Raw genomic sequence first — 18691 nt, 5'->3', positions numbered from 1 at the left:
CGACGATTGCCTACAGCCTGAGCAACGCAAAGGCGTACCTGCATTAGCGTTTTCGATTGAGTATATGGCCTGCACCCTGGCGGCACCGCAGCCGCCAGGGTGCAGGCCTTCTTTTGTTTGACGAGATGTTAGCTCAGATATATGATCGTGCTAGCACGGCTAGTAAATGCTGAAGGTGAGGTTGAGATGGCTACCGTTGGCAGCATGGCGCAGGTGAATGTTCGCGTAGATCGCTCGGTTAAAGAGCGCGCCGAGGAAGCGCTGCAGCTTTCGGGCAGGTCACTGCCTGAGCTCATCAAAAAGGTGGTGGCCAAGGTCGCGCAGGGTGGCGGGCAGTGCGAGGAAGTGCTTGCGGCCGTCGACGACCGGCGGCAGACCGTCGCGCCCGATACTCCGTTCGCCGCATCATGGGCGGCGGCGGATCAGCTTTACGCGGACCTGGGCATCGCTACGTCGCACGTATCCGACGATCGCGATTGGGACACAATCTATTCGGAAGCCATGGACGAGCGCTATCGCCAAAAGGGGATGATCCTGTGAGCGGGGCTCCCCTCAAAATAATGGTGGATGCCAACGTATGGGTTGATTCGTTTTGCGTCGACCATGCCGAGTCGCTTGCCGCGCGTGCGTTTATTGGGCGGGCGACGGAGACGGGGGCGTTGCTGTTCTTTCCGGTGCATATCGCTAAGGACGTGCTGTACGTTGTCCAACACGAGCTGAAGCGTAGCGTTCTTGCCAGCGGGGGAGCGCTCGACGAGGCTTCTGCCCGCGCGATTGGCGATGCGGCGCTGGCGTTTGTTCGAAATATGACCGAAAACGCCACGGCCGTGGGTGCAGATGCGTCGGATCTTTGGCTGGCCGACAAATATCTGACGCTCCATCGCGATTACGAGGACAACTTGGTGCTCGCTGCATGCAAGCGCGCGCAGGTTGATTACTTGGTAACTAACGATCGCAAACTGCTCGAACATGCCGATCTTGCAGCAAAGACACCTCGTCAAATGATGCCGATTCTTGCTTTGGCCAAACGCGGTGGCGCGGCTATCGGTTGACGCGAACTGCTTGCGGGCCTCTTGGACGACGATGAGCCAAGGGGCCCGCGTCTGCTATTTACAAAAGCTCGGCCTTAATGGCGGGACTTTCTGCGAGCTGCTCGGCTGCCTTTTCGTCGGAGCTGTCGAGTACTGCCAGACTGCGATAGACCCACTCGTTGACCTGGGTGTTCTTGACGCCTGCGGTTTGCATGAGGGCGCCTACCTCGCGGATTGCTGCGAGCAGATCAGCCTTGGGACCCGCGAGCTCGACTTCGATGCCGTGGTAGGCGGCCACGCCGCGGTTCTCACTCACGTGGTCGATAAAGTCCTCGACGGTCTCAAGCTGCTGGGCGAGAGCTGCATCATCGTCAGCGTCCAGCGCGACGAGTGCGTTCGATACCGTGAGGGCGGGATGTCCGCAGGGGACAAAGCCCTCGATGACATCCATAGCTTCGGTAATGGTTGAGCCCAGGCCTGCGAGGGCATTGACGAGTTGCTGCTTGGTATCCATAACGGTCCTTTCGACGGGTCAATTTTGTTTGGCGAAAATATACGTTACGCGATCGGTAGCAAAAGTGCGAAGTGCGGCACACATTGTGGTCTTCACAGCTCGTGCATAGAACAGCTGTCTGCCTTTAGAACGTGGTAAGATAGCACTCCACAAGCGGCGCATGTCCCGCGTGTTCTTTGAAAAGTCGACGGCTGTTGGGTGCTTGTGCGCCCGATGCCACCCAGACTTTCCCGACATTCGGGGGCGACTGGTTTCGACACGATAGCTCTGAGAGAGGAAGCAAGCCGAGGTCTCCTTGCCTCGTTAAACAGGGGTACCGTCAAATTGAATTGACAACAACTCTTCTTTTGAGCCTATGGCTCTCGCTGCCTAATTTATAGCGGCGCGTCAACCCGGTGATTTCCCCGACACCGGCGCGACGTCATTTTAGGGGAATGCTCCTGCGCACGTAATCGGTATGGCGCAGGTTAAGACCGAACCGGTTGGGACGGCGCGAGCGTGTCGCTGCGCGCAAAGCGTCCGAGACTAAACCAGCGACTGAGCTTGGAGATGCCAATCAGGGGGCTTTCGTGGACCGGAGTTCGATTCTCCGCGCCTCCACCACAAGTAATAGGCAGGTAGATATTCGTATCTACCTGCCTTTTAATTTCCAGCCCGTACCGCGGAGAATCGAACTCTATGCAGGGCGCGGGCGTAAAGAAAACGCGTGAGCGTTTTAGCCCGCGGGCGAGGACGCCGGCAGGCGGCCGAAGCCGGTGCGGATTTGCGAAGCAAATACGCGGATTCTCCGCGCAATGCCTCGACTAGATATAGATGCGATGCCGATCGCGCTGCAGCCTGCCGTGCCCCGCAGCAACGCAGGGTGAGACGTGCTTTCCGCCAGCCGCCCCGCCCTCCTCAACTCCAAAACCTACACGCCCTCCATCCCAAAACTGGGTAGAAGAAGGCCAAAACGAAACAGCAGGAGGTCAACATGACTGCAGAAGATAAAGCAAAGAACGCCGGCAGGGTCGCGCTCGTCCTGGAGGGCGGTAGTTTTCGCGGGCAGTTTACCGCGGGCGTGCTCGACGTTCTCATGGAGGCCGGCGTCGAGATTCCGGCGGTATATGGCGTATCGGCCGGCGCCCTCAACGGCGTGAACTACAAGTCGCACCAGATCGGCCGTGCTAACCGCATCAACCTGGCTTTCTGCAACGACAACCGCTTCATGGGCGCCGCATCGTTTGCGTCCACGGGCTCCATCGTCGGCTACGACTTTATCTTCAACGATGTCCAGGACCGCCTGGATCCCTTTGACAGCGAGACGTTCGACGCGAGCCCCATCGAGATGTACGCCGTCGCGACGGACATGCTCTTTGGAACCGCCGCGTACCTGTCGGTCAAAAGTGCCGTGCTCGACCTCGACGCCGTGCGCGCATCGACGTCGCTGCCGCTGGTGACGCCACCGGTCGAGATTGACGGGCACAAATACGTCGACGGTGGCGTAGCCGATTCGGTCCCCATCGAGCACGTGCTGGAGGAGGCAGGCTTCGATCGCGCGGTCGTCATTGTCACGCAGGACCGCTCGTACGAGAAAAAGCCCTACGAGTTTATGCCCGCCGCACGAGCCCGCTATGCCGACTACCCCTATCTGCTTGAGGCTATCGAGACGCGCCACGACCGCTATAACATCCAGCGCATGCATCTGTGGAAGTATGAGCGTGAGGGCCGTGCGCTGGTCGTTGCTCCGCAAAAGCCGGTCGAGGTCGGCCATGTTGAGCACGATCCGGCAAAGCTCCTCGACCTGTATATTCAGGGCCGCCAGGAGGCAAAGCGCTTGCTGGGAGATATCGAGGCGTTTGTCGAGCGCTAGTGTCGCGACGTCATGACCCATGGACGACATGTGCAGAAACTCTGGTCGGAGCCAAAATACCTGTTGACTCGTACGGCGAGCGGGGTAATATGGACGGGTTACTTGCAGAGCCCCGTGAATCTCTGTAACAACACGTACTGTACATGGAGGAGTCTAAGTGATTTCGAAATCGACTCACTACGCCAAGCAGGGCGAGGTCCAGCGCAACTGGGTTCTCGTCGACGCCGATGGTGCTGTCCTGGGCCGTCTTGCCACCCAGATCGCAATGATCCTGCGCGGTAAGAACAAGCCTCAGTTCACGCCCAACAGCGACTGCGGCGACTTCGTTGTCGTCATCAACGCCGATAAGGTCCAGCTTACCGGTAACAAGGCCGACACGAAGACCTATTATCGCCACAGCGGCTACAACGGCGGCCTTAAGGCTGAGAGCTTCCGCCAGGCTATGGAGAAGCACCCGGAGAAGGTCATCGAGCGCGCTGTTCGCGGCATGCTGCCCAAGACCACCCTCGGCCGTGCCCAGATGACCAAGCTTAAGGTCTACGCTGGTGCCGAGCATCCGCACGCTGCCCAGAACCCCACGAAGATTGAGCTGGAGGCTTAAAGATGGCTGAGAACACCGTTGTCTACCAGGGTACCGGCCGTCGTAAGAACGCCGTCGCCCGCGTCCGTCTCGTCCCCGGCACCGGCAAGGTGACCATCAACAAGCGTGACGCCGAGCAGTATTTCGGCCGTCATCAGCTCGTTGAGAACGCCCTTGCTCCCTTCAAGGTGACCGACACCGCCGGTCAGTTCGACGTTATCGCTCTGTGCGATGGCGGCGGCATCTCCGGTCAGTCTGGCGCTCTGCGCCTGGGTATTGCTCGCGCTCTTCTGAACGCTGGCGACTACCGTGCTGATCTCAAGAAGGCCGGTTTCCTTACGCGCGATGCTCGCGTGGTCGAGCGCAAGAAGTACGGCCTCAAGAAGGCCCGCCGCGCTCCCCAGTTCTCCAAGCGCTAAGGTTTTATCTCCTTTCGAGATACAATGTACAAGCGGGGCCTGCCGATTCCTCGGCGGGTCCCGCTTTTCTTTTTCGACTAGGGTGGGCGGTTGCATATCGCCTGCTAGGGAAGGAGCGATCCTATGCCCCAGAACATCTTCGGTACCGACGGCGTCCGTGGCGTCGCCAATGCCGGCCTCTCGTGCGACCTCGCGTTTCGCCTGGGCCGCGCGGCGACCAAGTTCCTTGGTCCGGATATCTGTGTCGGCCGCGACACGCGTCTTTCGGGCACCATGCTCGAGAGCGCTCTGACCGCCGGCATCATGGCCGAGGGCGGCCGTCCGCACTGCTGCGGCGTCATCCCCACGCCGGCCGTGGCCCTGCTCACCGTTCAGAACGAGCTCGACGGCGGCATCGTCATCTCTGCTTCGCATAATCCGCCGGAGTTCAACGGCATCAAGTTTTTTAGCCGCAAGGGCATGAAGCTTCCCGATGCTGTCGAGGAAGAGATCAGCGCCTGGGTCATGTCCGAAGAAGCCATGGCTGCCGACACGCTGCCGACCGGTGCCGGCGTGGGCCACATCATTAAGATGAAGGATGCCCGCAAGGCATACGTCGACCACGCCATCGATACGCTTGATGGCCTGAGGCTCGACGGCCTGGTCGTTGCCGTCGACTGCGGTCACGGTGCTTCCTGCCAGACTACGCCCGCCGCTCTGCAGCGCTTGGGTGCCACGGTCCATGCCATCAACACCGATTACTGCGGCACTGACATTAACGTTGAGTGCGGCTCCACTCACCTCGAGCCCCTGCGCGAGCTCGTACTGCGCACCCATGCTGACATTGGTCTGGCCCACGACGGCGACGCCGACCGCGTACTGTTCGTGGACAGCGAGGGCAATGAGATCGACGGTGACTACATCCTGGCTATCTGCGGTTCTGACCTCGCCGCTCGCGGCAAGCTCTCCAACTCCGAGATCGTCTCGACCGTCATGTGCAACCTTGGCTTCTCCATCGCTATGAAGGAGCAGGGCTTCGAGATGGTTCAGACTGCCGTGGGCGACCGCTACGTTCTGGAGCGCATGCTCGCGGATGGCGCCGTCATCGGCGGCGAACAGTCCGGCCACATCATCTTCCTGGAGCACAACACCACCGGTGACGGCCTGGTGACGGCTCTGCAGCTGCTGGCCGTGCTCAAGCGCACCGGTCGTACCCTCACCGATCTTGCCGGTATCATGAAGAAGTACCCGCAGGTACTCGTTAACGTGCATTCCGACAACAAGGCTGGTCTGGACGATTGCCAGCCCATCTGGGATGCCGTCGCTGCTGCCGAGAAGGAGCTTGACGGCCGCGGCCGCATTCTGGTGCGTCCGAGCGGTACCGAGCCACTGGTCCGCGTGATGGCCGAGGCCGAGACGCACGAGCTGACCCAGCGCGTTGTCGACGACATCGTCGAGGTTGTCAAGCGCGAACTTCCCTAATGGTCAAAAACGGGTGCCAAGTGGTAAACTGTTAAGGCTATTTGATTGATTGGTATGTCCGAGGGGGAGCATGTTCACTAAAGTCCTAAGGTCTTTTGGTATGCGTGGTCGAGTCCTTACGCTGGATGCTCCCATCTCGGGCGACGTCATTCCGCTCTCCGAGGTAAACGACCAGACGTTTGCCACCGGCCTTTTGGGCCAGGGCGTGGCGATTCAGCCCACCGGAACGCGTGTGATTGCACCGGCTGATGCCAAGGTCGAGGCCATTTTTCCCACGGGGCACGCCGTTGCGCTTAACACGGTCGATGGCCTGGACGTGCTCATCCACGTTGGTTTGGACACTGTTCAGCTCGAGGGCAAGCACTTTACCGTACATGCGCAAGTGGGTGACATCGTCCATAAGGGCGATGTGCTCATTGAGTTTGATCGCGAGGCAATTGCTGCCGAGGGCTACGATGTGACGGTTCCCATCTTGGTGTGCAACTCCGTTGAGTTCTCGAGCATCAAGGGCTCCGTTGGCGTGCATGTCGAAGAGATGGACCAGCTCATCGTTGCTCGCGAGCGCTAGTAAGTGCACGTGGCCATTAGCCTACAATTCAAACACGTTTACGGAGGGCGCCCTTGAAAGAGGGGGCCCTCCGTGGCAAGATGGGATTTGTCCGAAGCTAAAAGGCTTCGGGTCACCGTGGACGGGCAGGGGCCTCGACGCGGCTAGACACGAGACACATACATTACGCGACCTCGCCCTGGTGGCCGCACACGTTGGTTGCGGCCGACGCAGGCCGCGGGCAAGTGCTTGTAAGGGGAGCCTTGCCTCTCTTGTACGAGAAAGGATGCGTAATGAAGATCATTAAAGCTAAAGACTACGAGGATATGAGCCGCAAGGCCGCCAATATTATCTCGGCGCAGGTTATCCTCAAGCCCGACTGTGTGCTGGGCCTTGCCACCGGCTCTACCCCGATCGGTGCCTACAAGCAGCTCGCTGCTTGGTACAAGAAGGGCGACGTCGACTTTGCCGAGGTCAGCACCTACAACCTGGACGAGTATCGCGGCCTTTCGCACGACGATCCCCAGAGCTATCACTACTTTATGCGTAAGAACTTCTTCGATCACATCAACATCGACCTGAACAACACGCATGTGCCCGACGGTTCCAACCCCGATGCCGCCGCTGCCTGCTCTGAGTACGACAAGGTCGTCGCTGCCGCCGGTTATCCCGATCTGCAGCTGCTCGGCATTGGTAACAACGGTCATATCGGCTTCAACGAGCCCGACGACCACTTCTCCAAGGGCACGCACTGCGTCGATCTCACCGAGAGCACCATTCAGGCCAACAGCCGTCTGTTCGACAGCATCGACGATGTCCCTCGTCAGGCCTACACCATGGGTACCCAGACCATCATGTATGCCCGCATGATCCTGGTCGTCGCCAACGGCGAGGCCAAGGCTCAGGCCGTGCATGACATGTGCTATGGCCCGGTTACGCCCGAGTGCCCGGCTTCGATCCTACAGCTGCACACCAACTGCGTTGTCGTTGCCGACGAGGCCGCCCTTTCGCTCTGCGAGTAGCGCGAATCCTGCACCTCGACATAGCCTTGCCTAAGGCCTCCGCATTGCGGGGGCCTTTTTGCTATCCCTTTCCGCCCACTTGACCAAGATCTTGCCGCAAGCTTGACGAATACTGGATGCCCAACAGCTTGATTCATCCCATACCATAATATATGCAAAAATGCCACTAAAAGGTCGTAGACGGTAGCGGGTGCTAGGCGAGTTGAATGACATGGCTGAACCTTGTTCATTTACGTTACACTGCCGCTTAGATGGGACAAGCTGACAAGCTCATTTACCTGCTTAAAGACCGATTAGTCGGGGGATTAATAACAATCTGCCCTTGCTGTACAAAAACTTGCCGCTTGCGTACCAAAAGACAACCTAAAGCACAAGGTCGCTCTATTCATAGCGCGGCCTGTATGGTCTTGCGGTTACAGTGTCCATACGGTCGAGTTGAGGAGTGGGCATGGTAAACGATTTGAGCAGTATAGACGACCTCGAGCTGATGCCGCTGGGCGGAGGCTATATGGTGCGCCGCGAACGCTTGATGAATGAGCTTATAGCCAAGGGCCGAAAGGCCGGAATCGTGGTTCTTTATGCGCCCGACGGGTTTGGGAAGACCTCGGTGCTGCTGCAGTACACCCATGAGGTTAAATGCGACCCGACGCGAGGCCCCGTGCGGATTATCGAGGCCGATCGCGCCATTGGGCGCGAGGTGTTTATGCAGCTCGAGGTGGTTACCGAAGAACTCAAAGACAAACCGCACTCCCTTATCGCAATCGATAATGTGCCAAACCTCGATCAGCACGATACCGAAGACCTCATCGACAGGATTCGCGGCCTGCGCGCTATGGGGGTAGGGGTCTTTATCTCCTGCCGTCCTTCAAATCGTCAGCTGATTCACGGGCTGGGCGATTCGGTTAAGATCAATGCGCAGATGCTCAAGGTGCATGCCTATGAGTATTCGGCGTGGGCATCGGCGTTTTCGATCAGCACGTCGCTCGACTTTTATCAGCTCACGCAGGGCGTGCCCGAGCTTGTTTCGGCATTGCAGACGGGTCTGTATGGCCAAGGCGACGTAGCCGGTCTGCTCGAAAACGAGATTGTCAACGTATATGGCGCGGCACTTGCCGATCTGGCTTCGCTCGACAATAATGCGCTGTTTTGCGTGGCATGTCTCATGATTTTGATGGGCGAGGGCAATATCGCAGAACTCGAGGCTTGTGGGGTGAGGCTGTCGATGGTCGACCAGTCCTACTTTGTACGCGACTACCCGATCTTTGGCTTGGACCCCGCCGAGCGGAGTTTTACGTGTCTGGGTACGGAGGATAACGGACGCTTGCGTTTGCGTAAGTTGGTGGCCGAGGTTCGCCCCGAACTTGTTCCGAGGGCGGCCCGGATTTTGCTTAAGGCGGGCCGATGCGATGCGGCGATGGGCCTAGCGGACGCCTTTTTGGACCGTGATGCGGTCCTTGAACTTGCTGGTCAGTATGGGGTCGATCTTGCTCTGACGGGGCACGGGGCCGATATCTGCCGAGCGGCGCTGGGCACGATCGATGTCGACGATCCGGCTCCAGAGCCAACGCCTGCCGAGGCGCTTGGCGTATATCTGGCAGCGGTCAGCGTGTCCAATACAAAGCTCGCTCGCTATATGGCATCGGTTATCGAGCGCGGGGGCGAACGGGCGGCCTGCGAAATAGACCCTGTTTCATGGAGGGTGGCCCAGACACTGACGGCTGTTTGCTATGGGGACAACGGGCTTGGGCTTCCTGCGAACCTGGCCGTGCCAGAAATCGAGACATCCCATACTGCACTCGATATGTTGTCCGCGCATATCGAGGTCAAGCGCTGTCTGACCGAGCGGGGAGATGAGGGCGGCGTTCTACAGCGGCTCAAATCGAGCAAGGCCTACGACTGTGAGCTCGACATTGCGGGGATTGTTACACGGGCCGATAGCATGCTGGTGGAGCTCTTTGATGGGTCGTTCGCGGGAACCGACGAGCGCGACGACGAGATGACGGTGGTGCGGGAGGCGCTCGACGTACGTGGGCTTAAGGCGATGGCTATCTGGGTGCGTATGGTGTTGGCGGCACGGCGGCTCCTTTCCGGCTTGCCGGTAACCGACGACGCGGCGTTCAACGAGCTCGATCGTTTTGCCGTGCGCATGCGCGACAACCAGATTCAGCTGTTTGGCCTGTTGCTAGAAGGCTGGCAGTCGCTGGCAGAGGGACGGCCGGTTAATGCAAAGTTCCGTGCGGTCCAAGTGCTCAAACTTGCCGAGGAGTCGATTGCGTACATGCGCGATAACGCATTGCTGCTGGAGCGCGCGGCGTATCTGCGTAACACCTCGATGGTTTCGGTGCGCGAGGAAGCGGAGTTACTCGATATAAGCCAGACACAGGTTGGTGGAGCGGAGGCCTGGATGGTGGCGCTGCATTTGGCCTGTGCGGGCCGAGACAGCGACCTTGCGGCCTGGATGTCCATGAATCGTGCGGGGATTCTAGAGCCATCGTATCGGCTCTTTGCGCGCCTTGCCATGCATTGTCTGGGCGAGCCGGCGGCCAGGATACGCAAGAAGCTTCCCGTGCGAGAGCTGTCGCGGTACTCGCTGCGCGACGATTTGGAAGGGGAGGGCGAGCGCCTGTTCCAGGCCAGCGAGGTTGAAGCCGTTGATACCATCGACCATATCGAGATTCGCATGTTTGGTGCGTTTCGCGCCGAGCGCGACGGGTTTCCCATCACGGACAAAATGTGGCGCCGCAAGAAGGCGGCGACGCTTGCCGAGCGGCTTGCACTGGGCATGGATGCGCTCGTCGACCGCGAGACGCTGGCAATGGAGCTGTGGCCCCATGCCGAGTTTAATAGCGCCCGTAACAACCTGTACTCGACGATATCGCGCTTGCGGTCGGCTTTGGGACCGACGCCGGATGGCAAGTCGTGTGTACTCATCCAAAATGAATGTATCGGACTCAATGGCGACTACGTCAAGACCGATGTGCGGCTGTTTGACCAGATAAGCCGTGAGGTTTTGGGAAATCGTACGGGTGCGCGCGGGCCCCATTTAGTTGAGCTGTGCCTTAAGATTGAGCAGCTTTATGCCGGACCGCTGTATGTTCCCAATGGCTGTAATCCCACCTACTTTTTGCGTATGCGACGCATTATGCAGTCAAAGTACATCGATTGCATGATTAAGGGAGCAAATGCCGCTCTAGAAGAAAACGATCTGCAGTCGGCGATTTGGCTGGCGGAGTCGGGGCTTCGGCAGGAAACGGCGCGTGAGGATATGGTGCGCTGCGCCATGCGTGTCTACAGTGCGGCGGGGCGGAGGCGCGATATTGTCGAGCTGTACAGCGGGCATATGCACCATCTGAGGGAGCAGGTCAATGGCGTACCCGAGCCCGAGACGCGGCGTCTATATGAGCACTTGGTGGAGGGTCGGCTCAACCGCGTGCTGGTCGAGCGATAAAAAAACGGGCGTCCGAAGTACTTGGGCGCCCGTAAGCTTGCTATGTGTTGGCTCGCCGGATCATTGGCTCTTAGACGAGCTTGATCTTCTCGATATCCTTGCGCGAGGACTCTCGATACAGCGAGAACTTGCGGCCGATGACCTGGACGACCTCGGCGTGGCAGCGCTCAGCGAGCTCTTCGGCGGCCTCGCGGGCGGAAAGACTGGAGCCGTCCAGCACGGAGCACTTAACGAGCTCGTGCTTCTCCAGGTAGGCGACCGTCTGCTCGACGGTGCCCTCGTTGACATCGGACTTGCCGATGATGATGGCGGGGTTGAGGTGATGGGCCATGCTGCGAAGCTGCTTGACTTGGGCTCCTGTCAGTGCCATGGGTTCTCGCTTTCTATGTATGGGGCGCCCCGCGACGGGGCCTTAATCTACGTGAGCTGTCCCACGATAGCGCAGGAACGGCGCGGTGTGGAGTGCGTTTGCCCAGTTCGCAAAGAATGCGGATGCCAAGTGAGTGGGCGGTGCGGGCTGCGAACAGGCTATGAGCTGGGCGCAGAGACCGGCTCCCATGCAATAAACGCCCAACGAACCTTGCGGACATGCTCGAGCATACGGGAAAAATCCGCCACACCTGCTTCAAGGCTGTCGAAGGTATCGCGACGATGCGATTCAAAGTACGTGACCTGCGGCAGCGCACCCATCTGAATAAGGATATTAAAGGCATACACAAAGCCATTGCTGCAGGTAACGGAGGCGCCGATGGCGTTCATCAGGTGCAGATCATAGCGCGGGCTGGAGTTGGCGACCATCGTGACGGCACAACGCCGACGAGCCGTACGATCAAGCTTGGCAAGCGCACCTTTTAGATTAGTCGTCGTAACCGACCGACTGGCAAAGGCAACATCCACCGCCTTTGCGACCGGTCCAACCAAATCCCAATCATCATCCCAAGCAAGCTCAAGCGGCGTAATGCGATTCTCGAGCCCATAGTACTCAATGCCAGCATCAAGCGTGCCCAACATAGCAGGGGAGAAATCAGCCGCAATCACAGGATGCCCAGCCTGAGCAAGCGGAATAGCAATCGACCCAGCCCCACATCCCATATCCAGCACCGACTCGCGGGGCTCAAGCGCCAATAGCTTTATAAAATCCCGGGCATACGGAGCAGTCTCAAGTGGCCGAAAATGCCGAGCTCGCTTATCCCATTCAAAAGAATCATCAGCCCGCCGCCGACTAGCTTGCAAGCGCACCATTCGCCATTCCAATCCGCGGAAAGCAGCTCAGAATGAATCAAATCATCAGCCACGGGCCATTTCCCCTTACAACAAAAAAGCGACTCCTCCCAAAAGAAGAGCCGCAACCAGCATATATCAGAAAGAACCGATCCAACGCCAAACCGCCATACCAGCCTAGTGGTGCAGGAGCGAAGCAACTGCAACCGGGATAGAACCCAACTGAGGTCCCGTTGTGTGGGAGCCCCGGGGAGGGCAAATATATAAGGTCGATCGCGAGTTCCGCACGAGCCGGAGAGCACTTAATGTGCTCTCCGTGCGAGTCAGGACTGTTCGAGCAGGCGACCTTATATATTTGCCCTCCCCGGGGCTCCTCGCCCGAACCCCTCAGCTAGTTCTTCAGCGAGTTCAGCGGTGCCGGGAAGCGTCCACCGCGATGGGCAAGCACGGTGCCGGCGTTGGGGTTCACCGGCATGATGGGTGCACGGCCGAACAGGCCACCGTACTCGACGCAGTCGCCCACGCCCTTGTCGATGGCAGGGATCACGCGGACGGCCGTGGTCTTGTTGTTGATGACGCCGATGGCCATCTCGTCGGCGATGATGCCGGCGATGGTCTCGACCGGGGTGTCGCCGGGGATAGCGATCATGTCCAGGCCGACGGAGCACACGCAGGTCATGGCCTCGAGCTTCTCGAGCGAAAGCGCACCGGCCTCGACGGCGGCGATCATACCGGCGTCCTCGGACACAGGGATGAAAGCGCCCGAGAGGCCGCCCACGCTGGAGCTGGCCATGACGCCGCCCTTTTTGACGGCATCGTTGAGCATGGCGAGCGCACAGGTCGTGCCGGGGCCACCGCAGGTGCCCACGCCGATGATCTCGAGGATGCGCGCGACGGAGTCGCCGATGGCAGGCGTGGGAGCCAGCGACAGGTCGACAATGCCTTTCTCGACACCCAGACGATGGGCGGCCTCGCGGCTCATGAGCTCGCCGGCGCGGGTGATCTTAAAGGCGGTCTGCTTAATCTTCTCGGCGACTTCCATCATCGATGCGGAATCGGGCAGCGTCTCCAGGGCTGCGGCCATAACGCCGGGGCCCGAGACGCCTACGTTGATGACGGCGTCGGCCTCGCCACCGCCGTGGACGGCGCCCGCCATAAACGGGGAGTCCTCGACCATGTTGGCAAAGCAGACAAACTTGGAGGCGCCAACGGAATCCTGGTCGGCCGTGAGCTTGGCGGCGTCGATGATGGTCTGGGCGGCCATGAGCACGGCATCCATGTTGATACCGGCGCGCAGGCTAGCGACGTTGACGCTGGAGCAGACGCGGCTCGTGGTGGCGAGCGCCTGCGGAATGGACTGGATGACGCGGCGGTCGGCGTCGCCGATGCCCTTCTGGACGAGTGCGGAGAAGCCGCCCAGGTAATCGATGCCGAGCGTCTCTGCCGCGCGGTCGAGGGCATGCGCGATGGGGGTGAGGTCCTCATCCTTGCAGCACGCGGCGATCTGCGCCACCGGGGTGACGGAAACGCGCTTGTTGACGATGGGGATACCGTACTCGCGCTCGAGGTTCTCGGCGGTCTCGACCAGATGTTCAGCCGTGTGCGTCACGTGGTCGTAGATCTTCGTGCACATGCGGTCGAGGTTCTCGTCACCGCAACCCATGAGCGAAACACCCATGGTGATGGTCCTGATGTCGAGGTTCTGCTCCTCAACCATGCCGCGGGTTTCCGCGATTTCTGCGGGCGTGATCGCCATCCTTGCGCTCCTATCTGCCAAAACGAGCATAGTCTTTTCTATTCTAACGTGCCGCACGTGCCAAGTGGCGCGTGCGGCACGTTTTGGTGCGGGGTTGTTTCCGTTGTGTTACCGCCCAAAGACCTCTTCGGCGATACGGGCGCTTTCGGCGGCGTCCTTGGCGTAGTAGTCCGCGCCGATCTGCTTGGCGTATTCGGGGGTGAGTACGGCGCCGCCTACGATGATCTTGACGTCCGGCACCTCGGCATGAAGCAGCTTGATGGTCTCTTCCATGGCCACGACGGTGGTGGTCATAAGCGCCGAGAGGCCGACGAGTTTGATATCGCGCTTCTTGACGGTCTTGAGTACCTCCTGCGGATCGACGTCGCGGCCCAGGTCAAAGACGGTGTATCCGTAGTTGTCGAGCAGCATCTTAACGATGTTTTTGCCAATATCGTGGATGTCGCCCTTGACGGTGGCCACGCAGATCTTGCCCTTGTCGGCAATCTCGCCGGCGGGCATCAGGCGCTTGATGGTGTCGAAGCCCACGCGTGCGGCCTCGGCCGAGGCCATAAGCTGCGGCAAGAAGAACTTGCCCTGGTCAAAGAGGACACCAACCTCGTCGAGGGCGGGGATAAAGTGATTGTTGATGAGGTCCATGGCATCGTGGTCTGCCAGCAGACGCTCGGTCTCGGCGGCGATCTCGCCTTTGCGGCCCGAGACGACCATGCGACGAATCGGGTCGTCGTTGCCGTCGGTGCCGGCGGTGCCAGCAGCGGGCGCAGCGTCGGTCGATACCGCCTGGGCCGCCGCCGGGTTCGCGGCGATCTTGTACGGATCGGTCCAGCCGGCGTAGCGCTCGATGTATCCGGTCGAGCCCTCGTCCTCAACGCTCAAGACGCGATAGCTGTAGACGGTATCCATAAAGCGCTTGGAACCCGGGTTCATGATGGGGGCGTCCAGGCCAGCGCCAAAGGCGGCAGCCAAAAAGACCGAACCCAGGAGCGGCCGCGCGGGCAGGCCAAAGCTGATGTTCGACACGCCGAGCGCGCATTTGACGCCCAGGCGCTCCTTGCACAGGGACATGGCGCGCAGGATCTGCTCGGCCTGGCGCTGGTTGGTTGAGGCGGTCATGACCAGGCAGTCGATGAGGATGCGGTCCGGTCCGATGCCGTAGCGGGCGGCCTCGGCCACGATGCGCTCGGCGATGGCGAAGCGAGCCTCGGCGGTATCGGGGATGCCGCCTTCGTCGAGCGTGAGGCCGACGACATTGGTGCCGTAGTGGGCGACCAGCGGAAAGATCTCATTCATGATCTGCTGCTTGCCGTTGACGGAGTTGATGATGGGCTTGCCGGCATAGCGGCGTACGGCGGCCTCGACGGCGGCGGGATCGGTGGAGTCGATCTGCAGCGGCAGCAGCGTGGAGCCTTGGAGCTGCTCGGTCGCCTGTTGAATGATCTTGACCTCGTCGATCTCGGGCAGGCCCACGTTGACGTCCAGGATGTCAGCGCCCTGCTCCTGCTGACTGATGCCCTGGCTCACGACGTAGTCCAGGTCGCCGTCGCGCAGGGCCTGCTGCAGGCGCTTTTTGCCGGTGGGGTTGATGCGCTCGCCGATGACGGCGATCTTGTGGCCGTCGCAGGGAAGGTCCACCACGGTCTGGGCGCTCGTGACCGACATGCTGGGCTTGCGGTGACGCGGGCTGGGCGTGTGGTTGTCGATGAGCGTGCGCAAGGCGGCCATGTGCGTGGGCGTGGTGCCGCAGCATCCGCCGACGACGCCAACGCCGTCCTCGATCATGCCGGCGACGGCCTCAGCGTACTCGGGTGTCTGGACATCAAAGACGGTGTTGCCGTTGTCGTCCACGCGGGGGAGTCCCGCATTGGCCTGCACCATAACGGGCTTGTCGGTAACGGTGAGCATGCGTTCGGCGAGCCCGCGGAGCTCGGCCGGTCCCTGACTGCAGTTGATGCCCAAAACGTCGGCGCCGATGGCGTCGAGCGTGATGGCGGCGACCTCGGGGCTCGTGCCCAGGAAGGTGCGTCCGTCTTCCTCAAAGGTCATGGTGGCAAAGACGGGCAGGTCGGAGTTCTCGCGGCAGGCGAGGACTGCCGCCTTGATCTCGGCCAGGTCGGTCATAGTCTCGATAATAAAGAGGTCGACGCCCGCAGCGACGCCGGCGTGCACTTCCTCGGCAAAGAGGTCGTAGGCCTCGTCAAAGCTGAGGGTGCCCAGGGGGCGCAGCAGGGCGCCGATGGGGCCGATGTCGCCGGCGACGTAGCGGGCGCCGGCCTCGCGGGCGCAGGTGACGGCCGCGGCAAAGACGTCTGCCACGGTGGCAGCACCGTCGAGCTTGTGGGCGTTGGCGCCAAAGGTGTTGGCGGTGATCACGTCACAGCCAGCCTCGACATATTGACGTTGGATATCGGTGATAACCTGGGGCTCCTCAAAGTTGAGCAGCTCGGGCAGAGCGCCCGCCTTCATGCCGGCGGCCTGCAACATGGTGCCCATGCCGCCGTCAAACAGCAGGTGCCCCGTGCCCTCGATGGCCGCACGCAGGCGTTCATCCTTAATGTGCAGGTCGTCGATCGTGCGCGTCTTGTACGCGGCGCCGTTGCGACGGGCAGCATCAACAGGCGCCGCCAGTGCAGCGCCGTCAGAATCATGGGTGATAAGTATGTTTGAGCTATTCGCCATGTGCGTCCATTTCGTCTAGAGCCCACTGAGGGATTTCTATTTGTAGGGATTTGTCGGGCTCGATGTCTTCGATTCGTTTGTTGTAGTAGACAAGAAGTCGTGCAACATTTAATCGAATTAGGCTTCGCTTGTAGAACGATAATTCTTCAATATTGATGCCAATAAACGATTCGAGCGCGATAACCTGTACGCAATCGCCGAGCCCCTCACTTTCGAACAGTCCGTAAGCGAAGGAAACTTTATTGCGGGGGACAACAACGATGGGCCGAATGCCATTTCGAATGTTATCTCGGCATCGATCGGTCAACTTGGCCATCGGCGATACAGTTACATGAAATGCAGCATCATTGATTTGGAAATCGCCAGAACGGTCAGTCTGCTGGTCAGCAGCGTTTGAGTTGTCCTTTCCGATTTCTATGGTTGGAAATAACATTTCAAGTTTTGCACCTACCAGGTGCTGTGCGACCGTGCCTGTTGGTTTATCGGATCGCAGGCTTGCTTCGGCCAGGATATCTTCGACAATGGCAGAAATTGGTTTTTGAAGATCGATTTCGACTTTGATTCTCTGCCGGTTGAAGAAGTCGACCTGGATACGCTCGACGAAGAAGTTGGCGATTGCATTCGCAGCTTCAAGACGAGCGTCTTCACAAGTGTCGCTGGGCAGGGTAGAGTTGATGATCGCGGCAAGCTCAAGCGCCATTGGAAGCGTGCCGCGTGAGGTCCTGCCGCCTTCTGATGCGAAGGCGCGCGTTTCCCCATGTCTGGCTAAAACTGTTTTGATGCATGCCCCACTTAGGCCTCGTACTTGGCTCCCCTTGTCCGATTGCACGTAATCGTTGGTGAGCGGGAAACGGTTTTGCAACAGCTCGCTTATGCCTATGCCAACCGCCATGACGTTGCGGTTGACATTGCCTCGCTTGTTTCGCTTGGATTCGTACCAGAGCTCAATGGCATTCAAGACGTTTTTATTGGGCTCGCTCAAGGAGTAATTTGCCATTTCCATCATCGCTCACTCCATTCCTTGAAGACATTAACGCGGGCTTGACTGCATTTTTTATAAGCCAGGTGACAACTGGCACGGCAACTGCATCGCCGAATGCATAACGAATCTGAGCATCCGAGAAGCCGCTAAATTGATATGAGCCGGCACCTTGGAGACGAGCATATTCAGTTCCAGTCATCCAGCGAACTTTTAACTTTCCGTTTTCGCATATAACGACTGCCTGTCTTGATGAGCCGCCGCGAGCCGTTCTTAGGCATCCGGCAATTTCCTCTTCGCGGATTTCCCAGCGTACAACGCCCGACCGCGTGCGACGATAAGCAGTGCGAACAATTTTTGCACTGGCATTTAAGAAGCGCTGAAGGCGATCTTCTTGATGTGGCGCAAGTGAATCGGTAAATGCTTGCACTTGGTTCTTGTCCCACCAACGCTTGTCGTCCTCGGGAATATTTTCAACTACCGTTGCGAGGCCTGTCATGCGAAGTGGACTCGGCTCGTTTAGGTGAGAGATGTGTGTAATGAGCGAAGGGTCGGAGTGAATCCAGGAGACCTTTTCAGGTCGAAGCGAGGAATCGAGTCGGCTGTTGGGAAGGGGATTTTTTAATCCGACGACAAACATGCGGGGGCGAGACTGGGGAAGCCAGTGCCGTGCGTCGATAAAATAGGCATCGCATGAATAGCCCAATCGATTAAATTCCTGGCAAACGAGTCTAAAGTCATCACTGTTATTAGACGTCGCAAGGCCGATGACGTTTTCGAGAACAATTGCCCGCGGGGCGCGATCGCCCATTCCTTCGATGGCCTTAATAAAGCCAAAGAACGCACTAGACTCTTTGCCAGAGATAAGCCCCTCCCGGTTCCCCGCGAGAGATAGGTTTGTGCAAGGGCTTGATGCCCATGCGATGTCGGCTTGGGGTATCAGGTCGGGATCGAGTGCGTGGACATCCTGCTCGACTAGATGTTCATCGCCCCAACGCTGGCTGTACATGGCGCATTTAGTATGGTCTATGTCGTTTGCCCAGATTGTTTTGATTCCGGCTTTTGCCATGCCGGCACGAGCCAGGCCAATGCCTGAAAAAAACTCAAGCGCGGTAAGTTGTGGCGAGAACTGCAGAATGTTGTGCATGTACTGGCTTTCAGATAGTTGTTATTTGGCCTCTTATG

Annotated in this window: 17 protein-coding genes and 1 other RNA gene; 10 read left to right on the top strand and 8 right to left on the bottom strand. The window is 59.2% G+C overall.

The window, feature by feature from the left end:
* Positions 1-186: 186 nt before the first annotated feature.
* The gene (locus DW732_RS09900; RefSeq protein WP_158567386.1) at positions 187-540 is read left to right on the top strand and encodes a hypothetical protein; all 354 of its coding nucleotides are present in this window, start codon (positions 187-189) and stop codon (positions 538-540) included.
* Entirely contained in the window at positions 537-1052 is a 516-nt protein-coding gene (locus DW732_RS08095) for a PIN domain-containing protein (RefSeq protein WP_158567385.1), read from the top strand. The genes DW732_RS09900 and DW732_RS08095 overlap by 4 nt, the downstream gene beginning before the upstream one ends.
* A gap of 58 nt (positions 1053-1110) precedes the next feature.
* Here the strand turns inward: DW732_RS08095 and DW732_RS08090 are convergent, their stop codons facing one another.
* Entirely contained in the window at positions 1111-1545 is a 435-nt protein-coding gene (locus DW732_RS08090) for a hypothetical protein (protein ID WP_117793970.1), read from the bottom strand.
* A 239-nt stretch (positions 1546-1784) separates the two neighbouring features.
* Here DW732_RS08090 and ssrA point away from each other — a divergent pair.
* The 8 genes from ssrA (at position 1785) to DW732_RS08050 (ending at position 10874) form a co-directional block, all read left to right on the top strand.
* Positions 1785-2148: a transfer-messenger RNA gene (ssrA, locus tag DW732_RS08085) on the top strand.
* A gap of 370 nt (positions 2149-2518) precedes the next feature.
* Positions 2519-3397, top strand: coding sequence for a patatin family protein (locus DW732_RS08080; protein ID WP_117734642.1), 879 nt, complete (start codon positions 2519-2521; stop codon positions 3395-3397).
* Positions 3398-3554: 157 nt separating this feature from the next.
* A complete protein-coding gene (gene rplM / locus DW732_RS08075) occupies positions 3555-3998 on the top strand; it encodes a 50S ribosomal protein L13 (RefSeq protein WP_022094635.1) in 444 nt (147 codons plus the stop codon).
* Between the two features lie 2 nt (positions 3999-4000).
* The gene (gene rpsI / locus DW732_RS08070; protein WP_022094634.1) at positions 4001-4396 is read left to right on the top strand and encodes a 30S ribosomal protein S9; all 396 of its coding nucleotides are present in this window, start codon (positions 4001-4003) and stop codon (positions 4394-4396) included.
* 123 nt (positions 4397-4519) lie between these two features.
* A complete protein-coding gene (gene glmM, locus DW732_RS08065) occupies positions 4520-5857 on the top strand; it encodes a phosphoglucosamine mutase (protein ID WP_118099246.1) in 1338 nt (445 codons plus the stop codon).
* Between the two features lie 100 nt (positions 5858-5957).
* Entirely contained in the window at positions 5958-6425 is a 468-nt protein-coding gene (locus DW732_RS08060; RefSeq protein ID WP_306421699.1) for a PTS glucose transporter subunit IIA, read from the top strand.
* Positions 6426-6697: 272 nt separating this feature from the next.
* A complete protein-coding gene (gene nagB, locus DW732_RS08055) occupies positions 6698-7426 on the top strand; it encodes a glucosamine-6-phosphate deaminase (RefSeq protein WP_117734640.1) in 729 nt (242 codons plus the stop codon).
* Positions 7427-7874: 448 nt separating this feature from the next.
* Positions 7875-10874: a BTAD domain-containing putative transcriptional regulator gene (locus DW732_RS08050; RefSeq protein ID WP_118099245.1), complete on the top strand. Its 3000-nt coding sequence runs from the start codon at positions 7875-7877 to the stop codon at positions 10872-10874.
* 70 nt (positions 10875-10944) lie between these two features.
* Here DW732_RS08050 and DW732_RS08045 read toward each other — a convergent pair whose 3' ends face one another.
* The 7 genes from DW732_RS08045 to DW732_RS08020 all read right to left on the bottom strand — a co-directional run bounded on the left by DW732_RS08045 (position 10945) and on the right by DW732_RS08020 (position 18653).
* Positions 10945-11244, bottom strand: coding sequence for a YhbY family RNA-binding protein (locus DW732_RS08045; protein WP_006234690.1), 300 nt, complete (start codon positions 11242-11244; stop codon positions 10945-10947).
* Between the two features lie 158 nt (positions 11245-11402).
* Entirely contained in the window at positions 11403-11966 is a 564-nt protein-coding gene (locus DW732_RS08040) for a hypothetical protein (RefSeq protein WP_233539412.1), read from the bottom strand.
* A 38-nt stretch (positions 11967-12004) separates the two neighbouring features.
* Positions 12005-12169 (bottom strand): hypothetical protein, encoded by a 165-nt coding sequence (locus DW732_RS09985; protein WP_199406600.1) that lies wholly within the window; start codon positions 12167-12169, stop codon positions 12005-12007.
* 317 nt (positions 12170-12486) lie between these two features.
* Positions 12487-13851 (bottom strand): PFL family protein, encoded by a 1365-nt coding sequence (locus DW732_RS08035; protein ID WP_117734638.1) that lies wholly within the window; start codon positions 13849-13851, stop codon positions 12487-12489.
* A 108-nt stretch (positions 13852-13959) separates the two neighbouring features.
* On the bottom strand, positions 13960-16527 hold the full coding sequence (locus tag DW732_RS08030) for a homocysteine S-methyltransferase family protein (RefSeq protein WP_233539409.1): 2568 nt from the start codon (positions 16525-16527) through the stop codon (positions 13960-13962).
* A complete protein-coding gene (locus DW732_RS08025; protein WP_233539408.1) occupies positions 16517-17524 on the bottom strand; it encodes a DUF4928 family protein in 1008 nt (335 codons plus the stop codon). Before DW732_RS08025 ends, DW732_RS08030 begins: the two co-directional genes overlap by 11 nt.
* Entirely contained in the window at positions 17493-18653 is a 1161-nt protein-coding gene (locus DW732_RS08020; protein ID WP_117734636.1) for a DNA cytosine methyltransferase, read from the bottom strand. The genes DW732_RS08025 and DW732_RS08020 overlap by 32 nt, the downstream gene beginning before the upstream one ends.
* Positions 18654-18691: the final 38 nt, after the last annotated feature.

This window comes from Collinsella sp. AM28-11LB (assembly GCF_003469895.1).
Classification (GTDB): Bacteria; Actinomycetota; Coriobacteriia; order Coriobacteriales; family Coriobacteriaceae; genus Collinsella.
This window is presented reverse-complemented; position numbering and strand designations above follow the sequence as displayed.